This is a genomic window from Actinokineospora lacus (assembly GCF_053813445.1).
The window spans coordinates 355,635-380,709 of sequence record NZ_JBQERA010000008.1 but is presented as its reverse complement, the minus strand read 5'-3'; the positions used below and the strand labels follow the sequence as shown (position 1 = coordinate 380,709).

At 72.7% G+C, this 25,075-nt stretch carries 20 protein-coding genes; 5 read left to right on the top strand and 15 right to left on the bottom strand.

All coding sequences use genetic code 11. The features are described 5' to 3' along the window. Window positions 1-179: 179 nt before the first annotated feature. Window positions 180-3,044: a preprotein translocase subunit SecA gene (gene secA, locus ACTG9Q_RS22145; RefSeq protein ID WP_455574772.1), complete on the bottom strand. Its 2,865-nt coding sequence runs from the start codon at window positions 3,042-3,044 to the stop codon at window positions 180-182. Window positions 3,045-3,291: 247 nt separating this feature from the next. On the opposite strand from secA, the gene ACTG9Q_RS22140 reads away from it, so the two are divergent. Together ACTG9Q_RS22140 and hpf are read left to right on the top strand one after the other, a co-directional pair. After that, window positions 3,292-3,966, top strand: a complete 675-nt coding sequence (locus ACTG9Q_RS22140) for a ComF family protein (protein WP_455574751.1) — start codon at window positions 3,292-3,294, stop codon at window positions 3,964-3,966. A gap of 643 nt (window positions 3,967-4,609) precedes the next feature. Continuing rightward, the gene (gene hpf / locus ACTG9Q_RS22135) at window positions 4,610-5,257 is read left to right on the top strand and encodes a ribosome hibernation-promoting factor, HPF/YfiA family (protein ID WP_455574750.1); all 648 of its coding nucleotides are present in this window, start codon (window positions 4,610-4,612) and stop codon (window positions 5,255-5,257) included. Between the two features lie 55 nt (window positions 5,258-5,312). Here hpf and ACTG9Q_RS22130 read toward each other — a convergent pair whose 3' ends face one another. From ACTG9Q_RS22130 to ahcY, 6 genes are all read right to left on the bottom strand, one after another. Next, window positions 5,313-7,043 (bottom strand): LpqB family beta-propeller domain-containing protein, encoded by a 1,731-nt coding sequence (locus ACTG9Q_RS22130; protein ID WP_455574749.1) that lies wholly within the window; start codon window positions 7,041-7,043, stop codon window positions 5,313-5,315. After that, window positions 7,040-8,692, bottom strand: a complete 1,653-nt coding sequence (gene mtrB / locus ACTG9Q_RS22125) for an MtrAB system histidine kinase MtrB (protein ID WP_455574748.1) — start codon at window positions 8,690-8,692, stop codon at window positions 7,040-7,042. The genes ACTG9Q_RS22130 and mtrB overlap by 4 nt, the downstream gene beginning before the upstream one ends. A 7-nt stretch (window positions 8,693-8,699) precedes the next feature. Continuing rightward, window positions 8,700-9,377 (bottom strand): MtrAB system response regulator MtrA, encoded by a 678-nt coding sequence (gene mtrA, locus ACTG9Q_RS22120; RefSeq protein WP_455574747.1) that lies wholly within the window; start codon window positions 9,375-9,377, stop codon window positions 8,700-8,702. Between the two features lie 42 nt (window positions 9,378-9,419). Next, complete coding sequence (locus ACTG9Q_RS22115; RefSeq protein WP_455574746.1) at window positions 9,420-10,058, bottom strand: dTMP kinase; 639 nt, start codon at window positions 10,056-10,058, stop codon at window positions 9,420-9,422. Window positions 10,059-10,085: 27 nt separating this feature from the next. Next, window positions 10,086-10,988, bottom strand: a complete 903-nt coding sequence (locus ACTG9Q_RS22110) for a thiopeptide-type bacteriocin biosynthesis protein (RefSeq protein ID WP_455574745.1) — start codon at window positions 10,986-10,988, stop codon at window positions 10,086-10,088. 377 nt (window positions 10,989-11,365) lie between these two features. Next, window positions 11,366-12,856 (bottom strand): adenosylhomocysteinase, encoded by a 1,491-nt coding sequence (gene ahcY / locus ACTG9Q_RS22105; protein WP_455574744.1) that lies wholly within the window; start codon window positions 12,854-12,856, stop codon window positions 11,366-11,368. 138 nt (window positions 12,857-12,994) lie between these two features. Between ahcY and ACTG9Q_RS22100 the strand changes: the two genes are divergently transcribed. Continuing rightward, window positions 12,995-15,280 (top strand): hypothetical protein, encoded by a 2,286-nt coding sequence (locus ACTG9Q_RS22100; protein WP_455574743.1) that lies wholly within the window; start codon window positions 12,995-12,997, stop codon window positions 15,278-15,280. Window positions 15,281-15,466: 186 nt separating this feature from the next. Then, window positions 15,467-15,985: an excisionase family DNA-binding protein gene (locus ACTG9Q_RS22095; protein WP_455574771.1), complete on the top strand. Its 519-nt coding sequence runs from the start codon at window positions 15,467-15,469 to the stop codon at window positions 15,983-15,985. On the opposite strand, the gene ACTG9Q_RS22090 is transcribed toward ACTG9Q_RS22095, so the two are convergent. The 8 genes from ACTG9Q_RS22090 to ACTG9Q_RS22055 all read right to left on the bottom strand — a co-directional run bounded on the left by ACTG9Q_RS22090 (window position 15,904) and on the right by ACTG9Q_RS22055 (window position 24,406). After that, window positions 15,904-17,283 carry a glutamate mutase L gene (locus ACTG9Q_RS22090; protein ID WP_455574742.1) on the bottom strand — a complete coding sequence of 460 codons (1,380 nt, stop codon included), beginning with the start codon at window positions 17,281-17,283 and terminating at the stop codon, window positions 15,904-15,906. The two genes, ACTG9Q_RS22095 and ACTG9Q_RS22090, sit on opposite strands and share 82 nt — an antisense overlap. Then, entirely contained in the window at window positions 17,284-18,816 is a 1,533-nt protein-coding gene (locus ACTG9Q_RS22085) for an APC family permease (RefSeq protein WP_455574741.1), read from the bottom strand. 88 nt (window positions 18,817-18,904) lie between these two features. Then, entirely contained in the window at window positions 18,905-19,831 is a 927-nt protein-coding gene (locus ACTG9Q_RS22080; protein WP_455574740.1) for a cation diffusion facilitator family transporter, read from the bottom strand. A gap of 40 nt (window positions 19,832-19,871) precedes the next feature. Next, window positions 19,872-21,113, bottom strand: coding sequence for a mannose-6-phosphate isomerase, class I (gene manA, locus ACTG9Q_RS22075; RefSeq protein ID WP_455574739.1), 1,242 nt, complete (start codon window positions 21,111-21,113; stop codon window positions 19,872-19,874). Window positions 21,114-21,275: 162 nt separating this feature from the next. Continuing rightward, window positions 21,276-22,358 (bottom strand): hypothetical protein, encoded by a 1,083-nt coding sequence (locus ACTG9Q_RS22070; RefSeq protein ID WP_455574770.1) that lies wholly within the window; start codon window positions 22,356-22,358, stop codon window positions 21,276-21,278. Window positions 22,359-22,363: 5 nt separating this feature from the next. Further along, window positions 22,364-22,594 (bottom strand): Trm112 family protein, encoded by a 231-nt coding sequence (locus tag ACTG9Q_RS22065; protein WP_455574738.1) that lies wholly within the window; start codon window positions 22,592-22,594, stop codon window positions 22,364-22,366. Window positions 22,595-22,622: 28 nt separating this feature from the next. Next, window positions 22,623-23,972: a phosphomannomutase/phosphoglucomutase gene (locus ACTG9Q_RS22060; protein ID WP_455574737.1), complete on the bottom strand. Its 1,350-nt coding sequence runs from the start codon at window positions 23,970-23,972 to the stop codon at window positions 22,623-22,625. Window positions 23,973-24,046: 74 nt separating this feature from the next. Further along, window positions 24,047-24,406, bottom strand: coding sequence for a DUF3499 domain-containing protein (locus ACTG9Q_RS22055; RefSeq protein WP_455574736.1), 360 nt, complete (start codon window positions 24,404-24,406; stop codon window positions 24,047-24,049). Between the two features lie 120 nt (window positions 24,407-24,526). Between ACTG9Q_RS22055 and ACTG9Q_RS22050 the strand changes: the two genes are divergently transcribed. Continuing rightward, window positions 24,527-24,991, top strand: a complete 465-nt coding sequence (locus tag ACTG9Q_RS22050) for a metallopeptidase family protein (RefSeq protein WP_455574735.1) — start codon at window positions 24,527-24,529, stop codon at window positions 24,989-24,991. The last annotated feature ends 84 nt before the right edge of the window (window positions 24,992-25,075 follow it).

The window sequence follows — 25,075 nt, the reverse complement described above, 5'->3', positions numbered from 1 at the left end:
TCCAGCGCCGCGACCACCCGCAACCGCAACACCTCCTGCTCCGCAGGCGACAACCGGTGCGCACCCTCGACCTCAACCACACGCGTCAACCTACAGGCAATCGATCACTTTCGCCTCAATAATACGGCACTGCCGGGACGTGCCCTTGAGGGGACGTCCCGGCAGCGGTGTGCCGTGCGTCAGCGGCGGGGCTTGCGGCCCTTCTTCGCCGAGTCGCGGGCGGCCTGGCGGCGCTCCCGGCGGGTGCCACCGGCACCGTTGCCGTTGGAGTCCTCGCTGTGCGAGGAGACGCCGCCGCCCTCGGCCGGGCCGGAGTAGCTCAGCTTCTGCGGGGACGGGGCGCCGAGCCCCTTGCGCAGCGCCGCCGGGACCTGCTCGGAGCCCGCGAGCGCGGCGGCGCGCTGGGCCGCGGCGGCCTCGGCCGCCGCCTGGGCGCGGGCCTGGCGGGCCTGCAGCTCGGCCTGGCGGGCCTGCGCGGCCGGGTCCTGCTGGACCTGCGGCAGGGCGCTGGGCGCGCCGAGCTGCACGGCGGCCTGCTGCTGCTCCTGCTGCTCCACCTTCACGTTGAACAGGAAGGTGACCGTCTCCTCCTTGAGCGCGTCGAGCATGGTCGCGAACATCTCGAAGCCCTCGCGCTGGTACTCGATCAGCGGGTCGCGCTGGGCCATCGCGCGCAGGCCGATGCCCTCCTTGAGGTAGTCCATCTCGTAGAGGTGCTCGCGCCACTTGCGGTCGAGCACCGAGAGCATCACCCGGCGCTCCAGCTCGCGCATCGCGCCCTCGCCGACGCGGCCGTCGATGTCGGCCTCGCGCGCCCGGTAGGCGGTCAGGGCGTCCTCGGTGAGGGTCTGCTGCAGGAACTCGTGGTCGAGGTCGCTGCCGTCGTTCTCGGCCCGGTCGACCACCTGCTCCCAGGTCAGGGTGACCGGGTAGAGCGCCCTGAGCGCGCTCCAGAGCTTCTCGTGGTCCCAGTCCTCGGCGTAGCCATCGGCCGTCGCGCCGGTGACGTAGGCCCCGATCACGTCGGTGATCATGTGCTCGACCTGCTCGTGCATGTCCTCGCCCTTGAGGACGCGCAGGCGCTCGGCGTAGATCACCTTGCGCTGCTTGTTCATGACCTCGTCGTACTTGAGGACGTTCTTGCGGATCTCGTAGTTCTGCTGCTCGACCTGGGTCTGCGCGCTCTTGATCGCGCGGGTGACCATCTTGGCCTCGATGGGCTGGTCGTCGGGCACGTTGAGCACCGTCATGACCCGCTCGACCATCGCGGCGTTGAACCGGCGCATCAGCTCGTCGCCCAGCGAGAGGTAGAACCGGGACTCGCCCGGGTCGCCCTGGCGGCCGGAGCGGCCGCGCAGCTGGTTGTCGATGCGCCGCGACTCGTGGCGCTCGGTGCCCAGCACGTAGAGCCCGCCCACCTCGCGGACCAGCTCGCGCTCGGCCTTGACCTCGTCCTCGGCCTTCTCCAGCGCCTGCGGCAGGACGGCGCGCCACTCCTCGGAGACCGGTTCGAGCCCGCGCGCGCGCAGGTCCTCTTCGGCGATGTGGTCGGGGTTGCCGCCCAGCATGATGTCGGTTCCGCGGCCCGCCATGTTGGTGGCCACCGTGACCGCGCCCTTGTGCCCGGCCATCGCGATGATCGCCGACTCCCGGGCGTGGTGCTTGGCGTTGAGGACGTTGTGCGGGATGCCCATCTTCGTCAGCAGCTTGGACAGGTACTCCGAGCGCTCGACGCTGGTGGTGCCGACCAGGACCGGCTGGCCCTTCTCGTGCCGCTCGGCGATGTCGTCGGCGACCGCCTGGAACTTCGCCTCCTCGGTCTTGTAGATCAGGTCGGCCTCGTCGGCGCGGATCATCTCCCGGTTGGTGGGGATGGGCGTCACGCCGAGCTTGTAGGTGTTGTGGAACTCCGCGGCCTCGGTCTCGGCGGTGCCGGTCATGCCCGCGAGCTTCTTGTAGAGGCGGAAGTAGTTCTGCAGGGTGATCGTGGCCAGGGTCTGGTTCTCGGCCTTGATCTCCACCTTCTCCTTGGCCTCGATGGCCTGGTGCATGCCCTCGTTGTAGCGGCGGCCCGCGAGGATGCGGCCGGTGAACTCGTCGACGATGAGCACCTCGCCGTCGCGCACGACGTAGTCCTTGTCGCGCTTGTAGAGCTCCTTGGCCTTGAGCGCGTTGTTGAGGTAGCCGACCAGCGGGGTGTTCGCGGCGTCGTAGAGGTTGTCGATGCCGAGCTGGTCCTCGATGTAGGCGACGCCCTTCTCGCTGACACCGACGGTGCGCTTGCGCTCGTCGACGTCGTAGTGGACGTCCTTCTCCATCCTCGGCATGAGCCGGGCGAACTCCTGGTACCAGCGGCTGGACTGGTCGGCCGGGCCGGAGATGATCAGCGGCGTGCGGGCCTCATCGATCAGGATGGAGTCGACCTCGTCGACGATGGCGTAGTTGTGGTCGCGCTGGACCATGTCGTCCAGGGACCAGGCCATGTTGTCGCGCAGGTAGTCGAAGCCGAACTCGTTGTTGGTGCCGTAGGTGATGTCGCACTCGTAGGAGACCCGGCGCTGGTCGGGGGTCATCTCCGAGAGGATCACGCCGACCCTGAGCCCGAGGAACCGGTGCACCCGGCCCATCCACTCCGAGTCGCGGCGGGCGAGGTAGTCGTTGGTGGTGACGACGTGCACGCCCTTGCCGGAGATGGCGTTGAGGTAGGCGGGCAGCACGCAGGTCAGGGTCTTGCCCTCACCGGTGCGCATCTCCGCGACCTGGCCGAGGTGCAGCGCGGCGCCACCCATGAGCTGCACGTCGAACGGCCGCTGGTTGAGCACCCGCTTGGCCGCCTCGCGGGCCACCGCGAACGCCTCGGGCAGGAGGTCGTCGAGATCCTCCCCCGCGTCGTGCCGCTCGCGGAACTCCACCGTCTTGGCGGCCAGCTCGTCGTCGGAGAGACCGACGACGTCGTCCTCCAGCGAGTTGATGTGCGCTGCGATGGTGCGCAGCCGCTTGAGCATCTTGCCCTCGCCCGCGCGCAGAATTCGGGACAGCACCATCCGGGTCGACCTCGCTCGTTGCTCGTTCGTGCGCCCGCTCACGCGGAACGCTCCTGTCGGCCATCGTAGGCAACCCGCTGCTCGACGCGCAGGGCCGCTCGTCGACGGGGAGCCCTCTGCGACAACGGACGGGGCTTGTACATGGTTCCGAGCGGGCCTTGCCACTTTCGTTTTCGATCTGTGGACAACCCTCCCGCCTGTGGACAACTTTTTCCGGCCGCCCCCGATTCCCGGCAGTCTGGGGCTCATGGACTTCTTCCTGCGACTGCTTGACCTGCTGTTTCCCCGCCTGTGCGCGGGCTGCTCGGCGCCGGGCCACCGCTGGTGCCCCGCGTGCGCGGCGGCATCGACCGGGTTGTTCCGGGTGCGCCGCTCGGCGCTCGACGTGCCGGTGTTCGCCGTGTCGTCGTACGCCGGGCCGGCGCGGCGGCTGGTGCTCGCCTACAAGGAACGAAGACGCCGGGAGCTGGCACAGCCGATCGGGCTGCTCCTCGCGGAGGCCGTCCCCCGGGTCCTCACCCGCGTGGACGGGCCCGGTGGCCGGGCCCCCGGCAGCCGGTGCTGGCTGGTGCCCGCACCCTCCCGCCCGGCCGCCCTGCGACGGCGAGGAGGCAACCACGTCACCCTCGCCCTGAGGCACACCGCCGCAGCCCTGCGCGCCCGCGGCCTGCCCACCGAGGTGGCGCCGGTCCTCCACCTCCGCGCGGGCACCCGCGACTCCGTCGGCCTGACCGCCCCCCAACGCCTGGCGAACCTGCGCGGCCGCGTCCACCTGCGCGGCCCCCTGCCCCCACCAGGCCACCCGGTGCTCCTGGTCGACGACATCGTGACAACCGGCGCCACCGCCGCCACCTGCGCAACCGCCCTCCACTCCGCGGGCGTGCCGGTGACAGCGGTCCTGGCCCTGGCCGCGACCACGTAGCGCCGGCGCGCCAGGACGGCGCGAACCCCGAGGACGGGCGGGCAGGGGAGGGCGTCGAGGTTCGCCGAGGTCGCGGCAAGCGCGGCGGGCGGATGTCGCACAAAGCGAGTCAAAGTGTCCACATCGCGGGAAAATTGGGTACACCCACATGAGTGAAAGGGGTAGGGGGAACCATCCGAGTACCGCGGCCGTTGGCCGGATATGCGCCACCGAAGGGGCTTGGGAGTGGACTCTGTGGACCAGAACGCAGGGCTGTTCGGTGGCGCGCGTTACTACACCGCATTGCACTGCGCGATGGGCCATCGTGGTGAACAGTGGTACACCCGGGTGGCGTCGTCGCCGTGGTCATGGCCTGCGGGAGCTGCGAAGTCGTCGCGGGGCGTGATGGGCCCGGGGCGGGGGAGGTCCCCCGGCTCGGGGGCTGTTGCGGGAACGAAACCAGGGCTACCGTGCTGCGCTATCAGCATTCCTGGTTGGCGGGGAGGAGGCGGAGAGCCCATGACCCTGGCGCCGGAGGCGCGCTGACCGATTCGGAGGAACCGATCCGGTCTCCTGCCCGTTCTGGAATCCGATCCAGACATGTCCGGTGCCGCTATTGATCGGCGGAGATCCATCAGCTCGCAGACAGCGAGGGAGGTCGTGTATGGACATCGTGGTTAAAGGCCGTAACGTCGAGGTGCCGGAGCACTACCGAGTGCACGTCGAGGACAAGCTCAGCCGTATGGAGCGGTACGACCGCAAGGTCATCCGCTTCGACGTGGAGCTGTACCACGAGCCCAACCGCAGGCAGCACAAGAACTGCCAGCGGGTTGAGATCACCGGCAAGGGCAAGGGCCCTGCCGTCCGGGCCGAGGCCTGTGCGGGCGATTTCTACGCCGCGCTGGACATGGCCGTGGCCAAACTGGAAAACCGCATGCGCCGCGCGCACGACCGCAGGCGCGTGCACTACGGGCGACGCAGCCCGGCCTCCGTCGCGGAGGCGACCGCCGCGACCATCGCGGCCCCCGAAACCAACGGCAAGCGCATCGCGCAGACCGCCGTGCTCGAGGCCCCCGCCCACGACGCGGCTGACGTGCCCGAGCAGGGCTGGGATGAGGTGGCCGACAACCTTCCCGGCCGCATCATGCGGGAGAAGGAACACCCCGCCAAGCCCATGACCGTGGACCAGGCCCTCTACGAGATGGAACTCGTGGGCCACGACTTCTACCTGTTCGCCGACGCCGACTCCGGCCAGCCCTGCGTTGTCTACCGCCGCAAGGGCTTCGACTACGGCGTCATCAAACTGGTCTGACCCATCCGCCCGGCGGATTCCGGGGTCGGCCCCACGGCCGACCCCGGAATCCGGCCTACCCGGGGTAGAACGGCAGCGCGTTGGCACTGCCGAAGGGCTGGGAGAGCCAGACCTTGCCGGGCTCACCGGTGAACCACATCCCGGCCGCGTCGGTGACGATCACCGGGCGGCTCGGGGCCGCGGTGACCGCGGTGACCGGCACGGTCAGGATCGTGGCCAGGTACGGGATCACGTTGAACCCGTCGACCGGGATCGCGACCACCGGCATGGCGGGCAGGTAGGTGGCGACCACCAGCACCGTGCGCTCGCTCCAGTCGACGCTGGCCACGCTGCGGACGGTGCCCAGCTGCAGCGTGCGCGGCGCGCGGATGGTGACCGAGTCCTCCTCGCCCCGGACGATGACCGCGACCTGGACCTGGCCGCCGACCACCGCCGCGAGCCGCACGCCGTCGCGGGACAGGCGCAGCTGGGTGATGCGGCCGTTGTCGCGGGTCAGCTCGGCGGCGTCCACCGGCAGGACCCGCCAGCCGCCGCCCGCGACCCGCACCGCGCGCACCACCAGCGTCCCGTCGACGACCGTCCACACCTCGCCGCCGGGCTCCTCAATGGAGTTGCCGGGCGTCCACGTCGGACGGGTCAGCGAGGTCGCCGTGGTGGGCAGCTTCACCACCGGGAGGTCCTCGTTGATCGGCCCCACCCGCAGCCGGACGGCGCCCGGGGTCCGCTCCACCGCGGCCAGGTGGCCGCCGTCGAGCGACTGCGCCGCGCTGACCAGGTCGTACGCCCCCGCGCCCACCGGTCCCTCGACGGGTTTGCCGTCGCGCAGCGAGATCACCCTGCGGTTGTCGACGGCCAGCCCGACCAGGTCGGACTTGGGGGTGGCGAGCACGTCGTAGCTGCCCACGTCCCCGGAGCGCCAGTCCTGGCGCTCGGGCACCAGCGCGCTGCCGTTGTCGAGCAGCCGCAGGACGCTCAGCGTGACCGAGCTGAGGGAGTTGACGATCTGGGCGACCATCCGGTCGCGGTCCTCAGGGGACTTGTCCGTCACGTTGGCCAGGTTGATCAGGATGGCGCCGTCGTCGTCGCGCACCACGTTGGTCAGCAGCTTCACGTCCTGCAGGGGTGAGACGACCGCCCCCCGAAGCCCGGCGGAGGGTCCGTTGAGCAGCAGGTCCATGACCCGGCCCTCGAGGCCCTCGCGCGGCTGGTCCTCCACCCAGCGCGGGTCGGGCACCAGCACCCGCTGCTCGGGGTCGAAGAACTGCAGGTTGACCCGGCGGTAGGCGGCCACGAAGTTGGCCTCGGTGAGCAGCAGGTCGCTCGGCGGCTGGGAGATGCGCCACTGGCCGTCGTCCTGGCGCTGCAGGATGAGCCGGTCGCTGCGCTCCTGCACCTCGGGGAAGAACGTGCCGTCGGTGTGGAGGCGGCCGACGACGTCGGTGGACAGCGTGATGGCGATGCGGTTGTTCTGGCCCGCGTCCGGCGGCGGCCGGTCGGTGCCGAGGTCGGGGCGGTAGGTCGGGTTGTTCTCGACGATGACGGGCCGGTCGCCCGCGGGCCAGTTCTTGCGGGCGTCCTCGGTCAGGTAGGTGGCCGCGGCCCGGACGTTGCCCGCGTTGTTGAGGAACTCCTGGACCAGGGTGAACGGGTCGGTGTCGGGCTTGGGGCCGCGGATCGGGGCCTCGCCGGGGTTGTCGAGCACCACCTTGGGCTGGGTGTCGGCCGGGATGGTGGCACAGCCTGCCAGGAACGCCACCGCCAGCAGCGCGGTGAGAAGTCGGGTCACGGCAGGGCCTCCTCTGCGACGGGTGCGGGCGCCGGGGTGGGCGGGGGCGGCAGCGCCAGCGGGCTCTGGGTGAACCTGCCGCCCTGGCACCGCGGCACGGTGAGCCGGAAGCAGGCGCCCACCTCGGGCTCGCCCCAGGCGTCGAGGCCGCCGCCGTGCAGGCGGGCGTCCTCCAGGCTGATGGCCAGGCCGAGGCCGGTGCCGCCGGTCTGGCGGTTGCGCGAGGCGTCGGCCCGCCAGAACCGGTTGAACACCAGGTCGGCCTCGCCGGGGCGCAGGCCGACCCCGTAGTCGCGCACGGTGATGGACACCGCGTCGTCGTCGGCGGCCATCCGCAGCTCGACGGGCTTGCCGTCGGCGTGGTCGACGGCGTTGCCGAGCAGGTTGCGCAGGATGCGCTCGATCCGCCGCGACTCGACCTCGGCGAGGACGCGCTCGGCGGGCAGGTCGATGACCAGCTCGGTGCCGGTGTTGCGGGCGATCACGCGCACCGACTCCACCGCCCGGCGCACGATGTCGCGCAGGTCGGCCTCGTCGGCGATCAGCTCCTCGACACCCGCGTCGAGGCGGGAGATCTCCAGCAGGTCGGCCAGCAGCGTCTCGAACCGGTCGAGCTCGTCGACGAGCAGCTCGGTGGAGCGGGCCAGCCCGGCGGGGAACTGCTTGCGGGAGGCGTGCAGGACGTCGGCGGCCATGCGCACGGTGGTCAGCGGGGTGCGCAGCTCGTGGGAGACGTCGGAGGTGAACCGGCGCTGGAGCTGGCCGAAGTCCTCCAGCTGGCGGATCTGGCGCTCGATGCTCTCGGCCATCTCGTTGTAGGACTGGGCGAGCCGGGCCACGTCGTCCTCGCCGACGACGACCATCCGCTCGTCCAGCTCCCCCTCGGCGAAGCGCTCCGCGGCCCTGGCCGCGCGCCGCACCGGCATGACGACCTGGCGGGTGACCAGGTTGGTGATGCCCGCGAGCAGGATCAGCAGCACGATGCCGCCGACGATGAGGGTCTTCTGCACGACGGCGACGGTGCGCTTCTCGCTGTCGAGCGGGTAGAGCATGTAGAGCTGCAGGGCGGGCGGCGACGAGGTGACCGTCGTGCCCATGATCAGGTACGTCACCTGGGTGTCGTCGCGGGTGACGGTGTGGTTCTGCCCGACGATGCGGCCCTGGGCCTTCTGCGCGAACCGGCGCATCTCCTCGGGCACGAACTCGTACGGCCCGGCCACCGCGGGCGGGGAGTTCGGCGAGATGCTGACCAGCACCGGCTCGAACGCGCCCGCCGCCCCGGCGCCGGAGTCGTCCGGGGAGCTGCTGGTGATCTTGTTGAGGGCGCTGGTCAGCCTGCTGGTGATGTCCCCGGAGTTCGCGCTGATCCCGGCCAGCTCGCGCTCGGCGGTCTGGGCCAGCGAGCGGGTCTGGTCGGCGGCGGCCAGTTCCTTGGTGGCCACCAGCTGCAGGGTGATCTGGCTCTGCAGCACCATGCCGAGCACGAAGATCACCGCCGAGCCCAGCGCCAGCGTGCTGACCACGACCCGCAGCTGCAGGGAGCGCCTCCACAGCAGGCTGAACGCGGCCGAGCGGCGCCTGGCCTCGCCCGCGAGCCGGGTCGCCGCGGCGACCGCGGCCCGCGCCCGGCGCTCCAGGAACCCACTCACCACGGCATCACGGCGGGCCCGCCTTGTACCCGACGCCGCGGACGGTCAGCACCACCTCGGGGTGCTCGGGGTCGCGCTCGACCTTGGACCGCAGCCGCTGCACGTGCACGTTGACCAGCCGGGTGTCGGCGGCGTGGCGGTAGCCCCAGACCTGCTCGAGCAGCACCTCGCGGGTGAACACCTGGCGGGGCTTGCGGGCCAGCGCGACCAGCAGGTCGAACTCCAGCGGGGTGAGCTGGATGGCCCGGCCCTCCCGGGTGACCTCGTGGCCGGGCACGTCGATGGTGAGGTCGCCGATGGCCAGCGTCTCGGCGGGCTCGGACTCGGTGCGCCGCAGCCGGGCGCGCACCCTGGCCACCAGCTCCTTGGGCTTGAACGGCTTGACCACGTAGTCGTCGGCGCCGGACTCCAGGCCGAGGACTATGTCGACGGTGTCGCTCTTGGCCGTCAGCATCACGATCGGCACGCCGGACTCGCCGCGGATCGCCTTGCAGACGTCGATGCCGTTCATCCCGGGCAACATCAGGTCCAGGAGGACCAGGTCCGGTTTGAGCTCGCGCAGCGCGGGCAGGGCTCGGGAGCCGTCGGCCACCACCGCGGTGTCGAAACCCTCGCCGCGCAGCACGATGGTCAGCATCTCGGCCAGGGCGGGATCGTCGTCCACAACCAGCACACGTGCCTTCATGGAGACATATTCGCACTGGTGGCGCCGGAGGTGTCGACCGCCTCAGCCGAGCAGGCCCGCGGCGAGCTCCGCGGCGTCGGCGCCCAGGGCGCCGTCGACGACGTGCCAGGGCGAGAGCCAGTCCCGCGCGGCGAGCCCGTCGTAGACCTCCGCGCAGCGCGATTGCAGGCTGGTGTCGGACTCCCAGGTGTCGCGGGCCTGTGCCTCGGTGCTCTCCCGGCCCTGGGTCCGCTCGGCGGCCAGGTCGGGGGCGACCCGCAGCAGGACCTGCGCGTCGGGCACGGGCAGGTCGAAGCGGCCGACCTCGATGTCGCGCACCCAGTCGACGAAGGCGCCGTGGGCGTCCTGGCGCAGGCGGGCGGCGCCGTAGGCGGCGTTGGAGGCGACGTAGCGGTCGAGCAGGACGACGTCGTGGTCGGCGAGGTCCTTCAGCAGGTCGTCGCGGGCGCCGAGGCGGTCGAGGGCGTAGAGCACGCCCATGCCGTACACCTCATCGCCCAGGCCGCCGAGCCTGCCGTAGAGGCCGTCGCGCACGAGGTCGGCGGTGACCGAGCGCCCGTAGCGGGGGAACGCGTGCGCGGCCACCCGGGCGCCGTGGCCCGCGAACCCGGCGGTGAGCTTGTCGGCCAGCGTCCGCTTGCCCGCCCCGTCCAGCCCCTCGATGACGATGAGTCGACCCACGCGGTCACCCTAGGGCAGGCCACGCGCTCAGACGGCGGCGGCCGCCGGGGCGTGCTCGGCGAAGGCGGGCGCCGTGCTCCGGCGCGAGAGGACCGACGCCGCGGTGAGCACGCACAGGGCGCGCTCCTGCTCCGGGGTCAGCCCCAGCCGGTTGAGCAGCAGGTGCAGGTGGGCGCCCCAGACCGCGCGCCACGCGCCGAGCGGCGGGGTGTCCGAGCGGCCCTCCAGGGCGCGGCGGGCCCGGCGGACGGTGTTGGTCCAGCGCACCAGGGCGTGGTCGCGGGTGCGGGCCAGCCGGTCCCAGCGCAGGTCGAGGTCCAGCGGCTCGACGGTGCGGACCGCGGCCCGGTGGGCGCGCGCGCCGGGCAGGTCGGTGGTGGGCGGCAGGTCGGCGGCGCGGGCCCGCAGCCAGGACGCGGCGGCGTGGCGGTCCATGCCGAGGGCCAGGGCGGTCGCCATCACCAGTTCGGTGGCGGCGGCGAGCTTGGCCTCGGCGGTCCCGGCGTCGGCCAGGACGCTCAGCGCCAGGTCGGTGGCGCGGCAGAAGACGTCCTCGGCGTGCGGAAGGGCGTGGTGGCCGCCGAAGCGGTCGGTCTCCAGGACGTGGTCGGTCTCGCGGACGGCGCCGTGGGCGAAGCGGCCGCGCTCGGTGGGCACCGGGTGCGGCGCGCGGGCGATGAGCCTGCCGAGGTCCGCGCGCATGGCCTTGACCGTGCACCAGTCGGCGCCGCGGACGCGCAGGCCCAGGCCGCCGTCCTCGGCGCGCAGGAAGTACCAGTCGGCGATGTGCCCTGCCATGCGCAGCCCGTCGAGCAGCGGTTTGACGTCGTGGACGAGGAAGCTGTCCATGTCCTCGGTCCGCCAGGACAGGTGGCAGTGCACGGCGGTCCACGACCGGGTGCGCGTGGCGGGTTCTGCGGTGCGGGTCATCGGGTCCCCTCCTTCACCCTCGCGCCACGTCAGTCCTCTTCAGACGATCGGCGTCGCGCTGGTCACGTTCCCATGATGTGACCCGTTCCTGACGACGACCTGACGTTCGCCGAGGGGCCACCGTGAAACCATCACATTTCAGTGCCCTGGCTCACATCTCCGCCGATGCTGAGAACCCGGCCGCCGCGGACGGCGGCTCCCCCGGCCGTCGTCCGCGGCGGCACCCACCCCCCGGGGCGGCCCGCTGTTCCGGTGCGCCCCCTGCGCGCACCGGAACTACGCAAGTTCGCCGCGAGCGGCCTCTGCGTTACGCAACTGAGACGGGCGTCACAAAAGAAAGGCCCCGCCACGGGGGCGGGGCCTTTCGCGGAGAGGTGTCAGTAGCGGTAGTGCTCGGGCTTGAACGGGCCCTCCGGGTCCACGCCGATGTACTCGGCCTGGTCCTTGGACAGCTTGGTCAGCGTGCCGCCGAGGGCCTCCACGTGGATGCGGGCGACCTTCTCGTCGAGCTTCTTGGGCAGCCGGTAGACCTCGTTGTCGTACTCGGTGTGCTTGGTGAACAGCTCGACCTGGGCGATGACCTGGTTGGAGAAGCTGTTCGACATCACGAACGACGGGTGGCCGGTGGCGTTGCCCAGGTTCATCAGGCGGCCCTCGGACAGCACGATGATCGTGTGGCCGTCGGGGAACACCCACTCGTCGACCTGCGGCTTGATGTTGACCCGGTGGATGCCGGGCACGCGGGCGAGCCCGGCCATGTCCAGCTCGTTGTCGAAGTGGCCGACGTTGCCCAGGATCGCCTGGTGCTTCATGCGGGCCATGTGGTCGGCGGTGACGACGTCCTTGTTGCCGGTCGTGGTGATCACGATGTCGGCCTGGTCGATGACCTCGTCGAGGGTGCGCACCTCGTAGCCGTCCATCGCCGCCTGCAGCGCGCAGATCGGGTCGATCTCGGTGACGATGACGCGCCCGCCCTGCCCGCGCAGCGACTCCGCCGAGCCCTTGCCGACGTCGCCGTAGCCGCAGACCACCGCGACCTTGCCCGCGATGAGCACGTCGGTGCCGCGGTTGATGCCGTCGATCAGGGAGTGGCGGATGCCGTAGCGGTTGTCGAACTTGCTCTTGGTGACCGAGTCGTTGACGTTGATCGCCGGGAACAGCAGCTCACCGGCGGCGGCGAGCTGGTAGAGGCGCAGGACGCCGGTGGTGGTCTCCTCGGTCACGCCGCGGATGCCCTCGGCCACCTTGGTCCACTTGCCGGTGTCAGCGGCCAGCGACGCGCGCAGCGTCTGCAGGATGATCTTCCACTCGTCGGAGTCGTTGTCCTCGTCGCTCGGGACGACACCCGCCTTCTCGTACTGCACGCCCTTGTGGACCAGCAGCGTGGCGTCGCCGCCGTCGTCGAGGATCATGTTCGGGCCGCCGCCGTCGGGCCAGCTCATCATCTTCTCGGTGGCCCACCAGTACTCGTCGAGGGTCTCGCCCTTCCACGCGTACACCGGGACGCCCTTGGGCTCCTCCTCGGTGCCGTGCGGCCCGACGACGACCGCGGCGGCGGCGTGGTCCTGGGTGGAGAAGATGTTGCAGGAACACCAGCGGACCTCGGCGCCCAGCGACACCAGGGTCTCGATCAACACCGCGGTCTGCACGGTCATGTGCAGTGAACCGGAAATGCGCGCACCCCTGAGCGGGTAAACCTCGGCGTACTCACGGCGAAGCGCCATCAGGCCGGGCATCTCGTGCTCGGCGAGGCGGATCTCCTTGCGGCCGAACTCGGCCAGGGAGAGGTCGGCCACGGCAAAGTCGACGCCGTTGCGGGTGTGCGCGAAGCGCTCCCCGGACGTGGCCCGCGTGTCTTCAGCGGTCATCAGGTGATTCCTCCAGACTGTGGTTCCCTGAAGCACAGTACCGCCGCGGATGCCCGTCAGAGGTCGCCGTTCGGTCGCATCTGCCTGTATAGGGAACGATCGGAGAAGACGTTGCTGCCGACTGGTGCGGACACGCGCGTGGTCGAGCTGCGCGTGCACGGGATCATGGGGACCTCGGCGGAGACCCTGGTCTCCGCGGTGTCCGCGGTCGATGTCGCGGGCGACGGCGTCGGACGGATCGTACGCCCGGCCGACCGCCTGCTGCGCCCCGCCCCCGGCCCGGTCCTGCGCGCGGAGGGCCGCTCGGTCTCGCGCGTGGTGGAGGGCTACGTGTGGGGGGCGATGACCTCCGGCGGGTGGGCGAAGGCGACCTGGGCGCTGCTGTTTCCCTTCGCGCTGGCCAACATGGCGCACTGGATGCTGCCGCCGGTCCCCCGTGGACATCGGCCCGCGCGGCTGCTCGGCGCGGTGCTGCGGCTGGCTGCCATCCTGCTGACAGTCCTGTTCGTCGTCCAGGCGACCGTGGTCACCTACGACCTGCTGGCCGTGCAGTGCCTGGCGCCGGGGGCGGACTGCCTCGGCGCGGTGCCGCAGTGGCTGCGCCGGGCGTACCCGTTCCGGCAGGCGGTCGCGGTCGTGCCGGTGCTGCTGCTGGTGCTCGTGCTGCACCGGATGTCGACAGTGGCGTGGGAAACCCCGGCCGCGCCGAACCCGCCGGACGCGCCGCCGAACGTCCGGGTGGACCTGCCGGGGCGCAACCTGGTCGCCGACCCGGACACCCCGGCGCTGCGGAACCTGCACCTGGTGGCGGCGCTGGCCGCGGTCGCCCTGGCGCTGGCCGGTCCGTACACCGCGCCCGACCCCGTCAGGGCGTTCGCGCCGTGGGTCGTGGCGCTGGCGCTGCTCGGGGTGTGCCTGGTGGGCACGGTGCTGCTCGACGACCCGCGCGGGACGACGCCGGGGCGCGGCGGGCAGGCGCTGCGGGCGGTGTTCGGCCGCGCGCCGGGGCGGGTGCTGCTGGTGCTGGGTGTGCTGGTCGTGCTCGCGGCCGCCGCCGCTGTCGACCCGGTGCCCGCGGTCCCGACCGGGACCGACATCACCGTGGACACGGTCGCCGCGGCGCTGATCGCCGTGATCGTGCTGTTCGGGGCGCTGCTGGTGCCCATGGCCCTGATCTCCCGGCGCGGGTGGCGGGGGCTGCCGCGCGCGCTGCGGCCGTGGGCGGGCGGGTGGATGGCCGCCCCGGTGCTGGCGATCGCGGCGCTGCTGGGCGGCGGCTTCGGCGCGGGCCTGGCGATCACCCTGCGCACGGTGATCGGGTTCGACGGGATGGCCCTGCCGCCGGGGTACCGGTCGGTGACGCTGCTGTGGGGCGCGGGGGCGGTGCTGGCCGCCGTGGTCGCCGTGCCGAGCCTGGGCGTCGCCGCGGTCCGGCTGCTGCGCGGCGGGCACACCCCGGAGACCGACCTGCTGCAGGACCGCGACCTCGCCGTCGCCCGGCGGGCGTGGCGGCTGGCGGCCTGGCAGCGCCGCAACCTGCACCGGCTCGTGCTGGCGGCGGCGGCGTTCCTGGCCGCGGGCACCGGGGTCGCGGTCGCGCTGCGGGTGCTCGGACAGGCGCCGTTCGCCTGGCTGACGCCGTTCAGCGCCATCGGCGTGCTGGCCCTGGGGCTGCTGGCGGGGTCGCTGCTGCGGGCGGTGCAGAGCGCCGCGCGCGAGCCGGACGCGGGCCGCCGCCTGGGCATCCTGGCCGACCTGGCCTGCTTCTGGCCGCACGAGGCCCACCCGGCCACACCTCCGTGCTACGCGCTGAAGGTGGTCCCCGAGCTGGCCACCCGTGCGGCGGAACACCTGCGCGACCCGTACACGCGAGTGGTGCTCACCGGGCACAGCCAGGGCAGCCTGCTCGTCGTGGTCGCCGCCGCGCGGCTGCTGGACTCGCTGAACGAGCCCGAGCGGCTGCGGCTGGGCCTGATGACGGTCGGCTCGCAGGTGCAGTGGGCGTACGCGCGCGCCTTCCCGAGCGTGGTGCCGCACCAGTCGATGGCCGCCCTGGCCGCCGGTTTCGGCACCCGCTGGCGCTCCCTGTGCCGCGGCACCGACCCGATGGGCGGCGGGGTGCTGACGTGGGGACGACAGGTCGTCGACGGCAACCTCCTGGGCACCGGCCTGCGCCCCGACGGCACGGTGGGCCCGCTGCCCGCCGCCACCCGCACCCCGACCGGCGCCCTGGTCCTCGGCGGCGACCACTGGCTCCCCGACCCCATGCGCGGCCCCTTCCCCGCCCGCCGCTGGTCCCCGGGCGTCCAGGCGGGCAACAACTACACCGCCGACCCGGAATGGGACCGCGCCATCGCCCTCGCCGCGGGCCTGAACCCTGAACCCCTCAACGACCTCCCCTGGCGCACCCGCACCCTCACCTGATTCCGGTTGCGCTTGCTTCGAATATTGCGAATGCGAATACTGCCCGCCGATCCGACTGGAGCAATGATGACCGCATTGGCCCTCGACCCAGTCATGCCGGGAAAGGCTGACGTCGAGAACGCCCACCAGCTACTGCCACACGTGCGGCAGTAGCTGACCAGCCACAACACCGACGAGACCGTGCGGATGGTGGTCGCCGACGAGCGCGGCGAGGAGGCGTTGGAGGTGCCCCGCGGCGCCCTGGAGCTCTTCGCCCGCATCCTGGCGCACATGGCGGCAGGCCGCGGGGTGTCCATCGTGCCCGCCCACGCCGAGCTGACCACTCAACAGGCAGCGGACCTGCTCAACGTCTCCCGACCGTTCCTGATCGGCCTGCTCCAAGGGGGCGAGACCGCCTACCGCATGGTGGGACGACACCGCCGCGTCAAGGCCGAGTCGCTGTACGAGTACATGCGCTCGGACGACCAAGCCCGCCGCGCCGCCGCCGATGAACTCGCCGCGCTGAACCAGGAGATGGGGCGGACTCGCGCGGTGATCCTCCCAGCGCGGTTGAGGACGTCCTGCGCGAACTTGAGCGGTGCGGGCTTCTTCAGACGGCCGCCGCGCTTCGGGCCTGACCGCGTTCAGGCCAGGGTGCTGACCAGGTGGTCGGCCGCGGTGGGGTGGCCCGCGTCGGCGAGGAGGCCCGCGGGGGCCAGGACGTAGTGGCGGTCGACGGTGATGGTGGCGTTGCGGAGGATGGGGCGCAGGACGGGGTCGTCGCGGAGGAAGGCTTCCACCGGGGTCAGGTCGGGGGTGTGGCGGAAGACGCCGCCGGAGAGGACCAGGACGCCCGCGCCCCGGGGGCCCAGGTCGCCGTCGATGAGGCGGAGGTGCCTGCGCAGGGCCAGGACGGCGGCCAGGGAGGCCAGGCGCAGGTCGGCGTCGGCCTCGGCCGGGGAATCGGGCACGTAGTCCACAGTGGACGCGCGATGGGCGGCGTAGGGGGCGAGGTCGCCGACGGGCAGCCGCTCGGCCTCGGCCTCGCCGACGATGCCGGGGGCCGACCAGCGCATCCCGATGTCGCCCTCCACGGTCCGCCGGTCAGCGGGCAGCGCCACCGTGCGGGCGCCGGAATCCACAGTGGACACGGCGGAGTACACGTCCGTCGTCGCGCCCCCGACGTCGACCACCACCACCGCGCCCGCGTCGTCGCGGGCCCGGACGGCGGCCAGCCGGGTGACGCCCGACAGGACCGCGTCCGGGGTCACCGTGCGCACCAGGCGGCGGAAGCGGGGGCCGCGCGAGAGGCCCTTGCCGCCGATCACGTGGTCGAGGAACACCGACCGGATCGCCGCGCGGGCGGGGGCCGGGGCCAGCTCGCCGACGTCGGGCAGCACGTTGTCCGTCGCCACGACCGTGCGGCCCGCCAACAGCTCCAGGGCCGCGGAACGCGCGGACGCGTTGCCCGCCAGCACGATCGGCACGCCGACGCGGTTCACGCCCAGGCGGCGGGCGTTGTGCAGCAGGGTCCGCTGGTCGCCGCCGTCGGTGCCGCCGACCAGCAGCAGGACGTCCGGGCGGGCGGCCCGCAGGGCGCGCAGGCCCGCGCCGTCGAGCAGCCCGGCGGACACGTGCACGACCTTCGCCCCGGCCGAGAGCGCCACCCGGCGCCCGGCCTCCGCGCTGACCAGCCGCTCCTGACCGACGACGGCCAGGCGCAGCCCGCCACCAGCCGACGAGCAGACCAGCACCGGGTGCTCAACCGCCGCTGCCCGCGCGCCGCCCAACGCCGAATCATCGGCCGACGCCACACCCGGCTCTGCCCGCGTGTCGCCCGGCACCAGATCAGCCGCCGCGCCCGCCGCTTCCCGCGCGCTGTCCAGCGCCGAGGTGACCGCGGCGATGCCGTCGAGGACCTCAGGCGGTGTCGTGCGGTGCTGTGCTGTGCCCAGCAACTCCCCCGTCGGGGAGACCAAGGCGCCCTTGGTCCACGTGGAGCCGACGTCCAGGCACAGCCACACCTACTTCTCCCGCTCGGCCGGGGCTGAGGCGCGGCCCAGCAGGGACTTGCGCCTTCCGTAGACGAAGTACACCACCACGCCCAGTGCCATCCAGGCGAGGAAGCGCAGCCAGGTCAGCACGGTCAGGTTCAGCATCAGCCACAGGCACGCCGCGATCGCGATGGCGGGCAGCACCGGCACCCACGGCACGCGGAACCCGCGCGGCAGGTCGGGGCGGGTGCGGCGCAGGACGATCACGCCCGCCGAGACCAGCACGAACGCGAACAGCGTGCCGACGTTGACCATCTCCTCCAGCTGGCCCGCCTCGAAGAAGGTCGCCGCGACCGCCACCAGCAGCGCCACGAACAGGGTCGCCCGACCGGGGGTGCCGCGGCTGGTGGTGCGGGCCAGCCCGCGCGGCAGCAGGCCGTCGCGGGACATGGCGTAGAGCACGCGGACCTGGCCCAGCATCAGGACCATCACCACCGTCGTCAGGCCTGCCAGCGCGCCCACCGAGATGATCTGCGCGGCCCAGTCGACGCCGTTGAGGGAGAACGCCGTGGCCAGCGTCTTGGTGTCCTCGGTGCCGTCGGCCTTCACCCCGCTGGCCAGGTCGGTGTAGGACACCATCCCGACGAGCACCAGCGCGACCGCCACGTACAGCACGGTCACGATGCCCAGCGAGCCCAGGATGCCGCGCGGCACCGAGCGCTGCGGGTTGCGGGTCTCCTCGGCGGTGGTGGCCACGATGTCGAAGCCGATGAACGCGAAGAACACCAGCGAGGCGCCCGCGAGCAGGCCGAACCCGCCGAAGGCCGAGCCCTCGCTGCCCGCCAGCAGCGAGAACAGCGACTGCTCCACGCCGCCGCCGGAGCCCTCCGACGGCGGCTGCGCGGGCGGGATGAACGGGCTGTAGTTGGCCGCCTTGACGTAGAACAGGCCCAGCACGATCACGAACAGCACGATGCCGACCTTGATCGCGGTGATCACCATGCTGAACCGCGAGGACAGCTTGGTCCCCAGGGTCAGCATGGCGGCGAGCGCGACGACCAGCAGCAGCGCGCCCCAGTCCGCGGTCAGCCCGAGCACCTCGACGCGGGTGACCGTCTGGGCGTTCGCGTCGAAGCCGAACACATAGGCCAGCACCGTGTTCAGGTACGTCGACCAGCCCTTGGCGACCGCGGCCGAGCCGACGGCCAGCTCCAGGACCAGGTCCCAGCCGATGATCCAGGCGATGAACTCGCCGAAGGTGGCGTAGGAGAAGGTGTAGGCGCTGCCCGCGACCGGCACGGTCGAGGCGAACTCGGCGTAGCACAGCGCCGCCAGCCCGCACGTCAGCGCGGCGAGCACGAACGCCAGCGCGACCGACGGCCCCGCCAGGTCGCCCGCCGTGCGCGCGGTGAGGGTGAAGATGCCCGCCCCGATGACGACCGCGACGCCGAAGACGGTGAGGTCCCAGGTCGTCAGGTCGCGCCGGAGCTTCGTGTCCGGCTCGTCGGTGTCGGCGATGGACTGCTCAACGGATTTCGTGCGCCACAGGCCATGTCCCGGCACAGCGCCCTCCCTCTCCCCGTCGGGTGAACCGGCCAGGCGAGGCTAGCGCCGGCCGCGCCACCCCGCCGGACAGCGGCACCCGCTCGGATCAGTCGGCGGCGACGGCGGACTCGCGGTAGAGGTCGGGCTCCAGGTAGATCAGCCGCGCGGCGGGGACGGCGTCGCGCACCCTGGCCTCGGCGTCGTTGATGGCCGCGGCCACGCCCGGCAGGTCGAGGCCGGGGCGCAGCTCCACCTTGGCGGCGACGAGCAACTCGTCGGGGCCGACGTACTGCGTGCGCACGTGGATGACGCGCATGATCTGGCCGGTGGCCAGCTTGTCCATGATCGCGTCCAGTTCCCTGTCGGTGGCGCCCTCGCCGATGAGCAGCGACTTCATCTCGATGATCAGGATGATCGCGATGATGCCCAGCAGCACGCCGATGGCGATGGTGCCCACCGCGTCCCACACCGGCTCGCCGGTGACCATGGCCATGCTGACGCCGACGAGGGCGAAGACGAGGCCGAACAGCGCGCCCGCGTCCTCCAGCAGCACCACCGGCAGCTCCGGGCTGCGGGAGTGGCGGATGAAGCCCCACCACGACGCGTCGCCCTTGACCTTGCGCGACTCGACGATGGCGGTGCGGAAGGAGAAGGTCTCCAGGATGATCGCCACCACGAGGATCACCACGGCGACCAGCGGGCTGGTCAGCTCCTCGGGGTGGGTCATCTTGTGGATGCCCTCGTACAGGGCGAACACCGAGCCGAGGCTGAACAGCATCAGCGCCACCACAAAGGACCAGAAGTACCGGTCGCGGCCGTAGCCGAACGGGTGCTCCTTGGTGGCGCGCCGCTGGGAGGTCTTCTGGCCGAGCAGCAGCAGGCCCTGGTTGGAGGTGTCGGCCACCGAGTGCACGGACTCGGCGAGCATCGACGACGACCCGGTGATCAGGAAGCCGATGAACTTGGCGATGGCGATACCGGCGTTGGCGAACAACGCGGCGAGGATCGCCTTGGTGCTTCCCCCTGCGGACACGGCTACTCCCTCAGCTAAGGCTGACTATTCGGACAGCAGCCTAGAGGCTGGTCACCATGTCCACCGGCGGACCCACCGTCGCGACGAACACCTGGGTGCCCGTACCGACGAGCGGGCGCGCGGTCGGCGCGGCGTCGGCCGCCGACAGCCACGCGGAACTCCCCCGGGTCACGATCAGCGACCCGCCCCCGGAGCTGACCTCCACCGCGCCCCCGGTGCACACCAGGATGCGCGGCCCGGGGGCGCCCAGCGCGACCGCGTCGTCCTCCCCCTCGGCCCAGTCGACGCGGGACAGCTCGAACTCCGGCGCGTCGGTGCGGTACACCCTGGTCCTGCCCACCGCGTCGCCGGAGCTGACCGGCATCGGGCCGTAGCCGAAGTCCAGGACCCGCAGCAGCTCGGGCACGTCGACGTGCTTGGGGGTCAGCCCGCCGCGCAGGACGTTGTCGGAGTTGGCCAGGATCTCCACGGCCGTGCCGTGCAGGTAGGCGTGCAGGTTGCCCGCGGGCAGGTAGATCGCCTCGCCGGGGCCGAGGACCAGCCGGTTGAGCAGCAGCGCGGCGAGCACGCCCGCGTCGCCGGGGTAGCGCTCGGCCAGCTCCAGCACCGTGCGGCACTCCAGGGCGAACTCGCCGTGGTCCTTGACGTGGCGCACGCAGGCGTCGAGCAGGTCGGGCATCAGCGCGTGCAGCGAGTTCTGCGGCAGGGTGATCCACGTGGTGAACAGCGCGCGCAGGCCGTCGCCGTCGGGCTGGCCACCGAGCAGGTCGACGTGCGCGGACAGCCCGGGGGTGCGCACGGCGTCGAGCAGGGCGACGGTGCGCTCCGGCTCGCGGAACCCGGCCAGGGCGTGGAACTCCGTCAGCGCGCACACCAGCTCGGGCTTGGCCGTGGGGTCGGGGTAGTTGCGGTGCCCGGCGTCGCGCGGGATGCGCAGGGCCTCCTCGCGGGCGTGGCCCTCGGCGGCCTGGGCGGCCGAGGGGTGCGCCTGCATGCTCAGCGGCTCCTCGGCGGCCAGGATCTTCAGCAGGAACGGCAGCCGGTCGCCCCAGCGCCGCGCGGTGACCTGCCCGAGCTGGCCCGCGGGGTCGGCGGCGATGCGCGCCAGCAGCGTGGTCTCCGCGCCGTCCGCGGCGACGCAGACCGACGGGTCGCCGGGGTGGCTGCCCATCCACAGCTCGGCCTGCGGGTGGGGGGCGGGCACCGGTTGCCCAAGCAGCTCGGCGAGCGTCGTGCGCGATCCCCACGCATACGCCCGAACCGCGTTGCGCAACAGCTCCACTGCTCCAACTCCCTAACTCAACACTGCGCCACAGGCACTACCCGCGGGCACTGCGCCGCAACCACTCCGCCGTCGGCATCACGCCGCGGGTACTCCGCCGCGGGCACACGCCGCGGGCACACGCCCGCGGGCACTCCGGCCCTGGGTATTTCGCCGTGGGCACTACAGGGTCGCGGGGGCGTAGCGCCCCGAGCCACCCGCCGTGCCCGCGGCCAGCCCCAGGTACAGGGCGGCCAGCTCGAACCGCAGCGCCAGCACCGCGGCCCCGATCGGCTCGGCGACGCCCAGCTCCTCGCCCGGGGCGAGCAGGTCGGCCACCGGCAGCACCTCGGCGACCTGCCTGCGGATCGGGTCGCCCGCCGCGCTGCGCACCGCCAGGAGCAGGGTGCGCGGGACCATCGTCGAGGGGCCGGGGTCGTCGGGGTCGGCGAAGATGTCGCGACCGGCCGCCCCGCGCACGGCGGCGCGGTGCAGCCCGCTGCGGCTGGTGGCCTGGGCGTAGTCGGCCACGTCGCAGGGCAGGTCGGTGTGGGTGGAGAGCACCTGCGCGGCGTGCCTGGCCACCCCGGTCGCCACCGCGTCGAGGCCCCACAGCAGCGGGATGTGCTCGGCCACCCGCAGCGCCAGCGACTTGGCCGGGTTGACGAAGGTCTCGTGCTGCATGTGGCAGCGCTCGGCCTCGCGGTCGAGCTCGTCGGCCAGCGCGTCGGCGTCGACGCTCAGCAGGCCCAGCGCGCGCAGCGTCAGCAGGCCCGCGGTGTAGGCCGCGGCGAAGGAGAACCCCGGCGGCACCGGCACCCGCGGCGTCAGGAGGATCGCCTGGCCCGCGGCGGCCGCGGCCACCGGCCCCTCGGCGGGGGCGGTCAGCACGACCGCGGCGCCGCGGCGGCAGGCCCGGTCGACGGACTCGGCGAGCACGGTGTCGCCCGCGTCGTCGGTGTGCGCGAGCACGACGTCCAGGGCGTTGACCCACACCGGCGCCCGGTCGGCGATCACCAGCGGCACCGGGCAGGACGGGCCGACCAGCGCGGCCAGCAGCTCGCACACCGCGGGCGCGAGACCCGGGCGGCAGATCATGACCAGCGCGCGGGGGCGGGTGCCCTCCAGCCGGTTCAGGCCCGCCTCGACGGCGGCCTCGGCGGTGGCCCTGACCTGGGCGCCCGCCCTGGCGACCGCCGCCAGCAGCCCGTCGGGGTCGGCCTCGCCCAGCCGGGCGGCGTCGTCCAGCAGGGTCTCGTCGGGCAGGGAGGTCACTGGTCGCCCGGTTGCTCGGCCGCCGGGGCCTGGCCGCCGCCGGGCCAGGAGGCCGCGTCGAGGAGGAGGACGGGCACGCCGTCCTCCACCGGGTACACCCGGCCGCACTCGGTGCACGTCAGCGCGTCAGCCCTCGGGTCGTCCGGGGTGCCGGGGGTCAGGGCGGCGTGGTCGTCCGACGGGCACGCCAGGATGTCCAACAGCTGCGGATCGAGCTCGACTGCCATCGCTGCGTCCTCCTCAGGGTCCAGTGTCTCAGGCGCGCACGATCGCCAGCACCTCGTCGCGCAGCGCGGCGACGGCGGCGTCGTCGGCGGCCTCGACGTTCAGCCGCAGCAGCGGCTCGGTGTTGGAGGCGCGCAGGTTGAACCACGCGCCGTCGGGCAGGACCACGGTGAGCCCGTCCAGCTCGTCGAGGTCGGCGCCGTCGCGGGAGCCGTACTCGGCCTTGATGGCCGCGATGCGGCCCTGCTGGTCGGCGACCGTGGAGTTGATCTCCCCGGAGGCGGCGTAGCGGGCGTACTCGGCGGTCAGGGCGCTCAGCGTGCCGTCCTGCTCGCCGAGGGCGGCCAGCACGTGCATCGCGGCCAGCATGCCGGTGTCGGCGCGCCAGAAGTCGCGGAAGTAGTAGTGCGCGGAGTGCTCGCCGCCGAAGATCGCCCCGGTGCGGGCCATCTCCTCCTTGATGAAGGAGTGCCCGACGCGGGTGCGCACCGGGACGCCGCCGTGCTCGGCGACGATCTCGGGCACCGCGTGCGAGGTGATCAGGTTGTAGATCACCGTGCCGCCGGGGTCCTTGGCCAGCTCGCGCACGGCGACCAGGGCGGTGACGGCGCTGGGCGAGACCGGCTCGCCGCGCTCGTCGATGACGAAGCAGCGGTCGGCGTCGCCGTCGAAGGCCACGCCCGCGTCCGCGCCGACCTCGCGCACCTTGGCCTGCAGGTCCACGAGGTTCTTCGGGTCGAGCGGGTTGGCCTCGTGGTTGGGGAAGGTGCCGTCGAGCTCGAAGTACATCGGGGTGACCTCGATGGGCAGGCCGTCGAAGACCGTGGGCACGGTGTGCCCGCCCATGCCGTTGCCCGCGTCGACCACCACGCGCAGCGGGCGGATGCCGGAGAGGTCGACCAGGGTGCGCAGGTAGGCGGCGTAGTCGGTGAGCATGTCGCGCGTCTGGACGGTGCCCGTGGCGCCGCCCGCGTCCGGGGTGCCCGCCTCGACGTCGGCGCGCATCTGGGCGAGGCCGGAGTCCTGCCCGACCGGTGCGGCGCCCGCGCGGCAGAGCTTGATGCCGTTGTACTGCGCGGGGTTGTGGCTCGCGGTGAACATGGCGCCGGGCAGGTCGAGCTTGCCCGAGGCGAAGTACAGCATGTCGGTGCTGGCCAGGCCGATGACCACGACGTCGACGCCCTGGGCGGTCACGCCCTCGGCGAACGCCTCGGCCAGCCCGGGTGAGGAGTCGCGCATGTCGTGACCCACGACGACCGCGGGCCCCCCCACCAGCCGCGCGAAGGCCGCCCCCGTGGCCCGGACCAGCTCGGCGTCGATTTGCTCGCCCACCACACCGCGGATGTCGTAGGCCTTGAAGACGGCGGACAGATCGCGCACGTGGTTCTCCCAGGGTCGGCTGCGCACACGGGTACCCGCTGTGCCGCCTGGCAGCCTACCGATTTGGCTACCCGTCAGTCCGAGACCGGGTCGGGGAGCACTCGCAAGTGGGCCCGGCGCGGTCCACCGCCGGGAGCGGGCTCCTGCTCGACCGGCCGGTCCACGCGCCCCGCCTCCCGCACGGCCTCGGCCAGCGCGGTCAGGTCGTCCACCGTCGGCTCGGGCATGGCGAACTCCCCGTCGTGGCGCACGACCTCCCAGCCGCGCGGCACCGTCAGGCGCAGCGCGTGCTCCTCGCACAGGTCGTAGCTGTGGGGCTCGGCATAGGTGGCCAGGGGGCCGACGACCGCGGTCGAGTCGGCGTAGGCGTAGGTCAGCGTCGCGACGGCCGGGTTGAGGCACCCGGTACGCGAACACCGTCTCACGCTCCGCACGAACGTTGACGATAGCGGTTCCGGGGACCGGCACGCCGCAATAGCTCCCGCGACACGCCCCGGCGCGGCCGCGGGCAGCGGCGGAGGCACCCATCCGGACGAGTACTACCCTTGTCGATCGTGGTCACTGCCCGCAGAGCCCGGCGGCGCGGCCGCCGCAACCGCGACCGCCACGGCCGCGGTCTGCGCGGCCCGCTGATCCCGGCGACCCTGCCCGCGGCCAGCACGCGGGCGGAGAAGTTCGACACCGTGGTCCTGGAGGCCCTCGAGCCGATCGAGGCCCGCTGGCGCACGGAGCTGACCAAGCTCGACGTGGCGGTGGACGACGTCCCGGAGGTCGCGGCCAACGGCGATGAGCCCGACGGCCTGATCGCCGACTCCGGGGTGCCGCTGTCGCGCCTGGTGCGCGCGGGCGTCGACCGGCGCGGGCAGCCGACGCGGGCGCGGATCGTGCTGTACCGGCGTCCGCTGGAGGCGCGGGCGAAGGACAGCACCGACCTGGCCGACCTGGTGCACGACGTGCTGGTGGAGCAGATCGCGGCATACCTGGGCCTGGACCCCGGCGTCGTCGAGGGCGGCGACTAGTTCGTCAGGGATGTGCCCGCTTGGTGTCCCGCGCCGGAGAGGCAGCTCGCACGGCGGTCGAGACGGTTCACCGTTCCCGGGCCG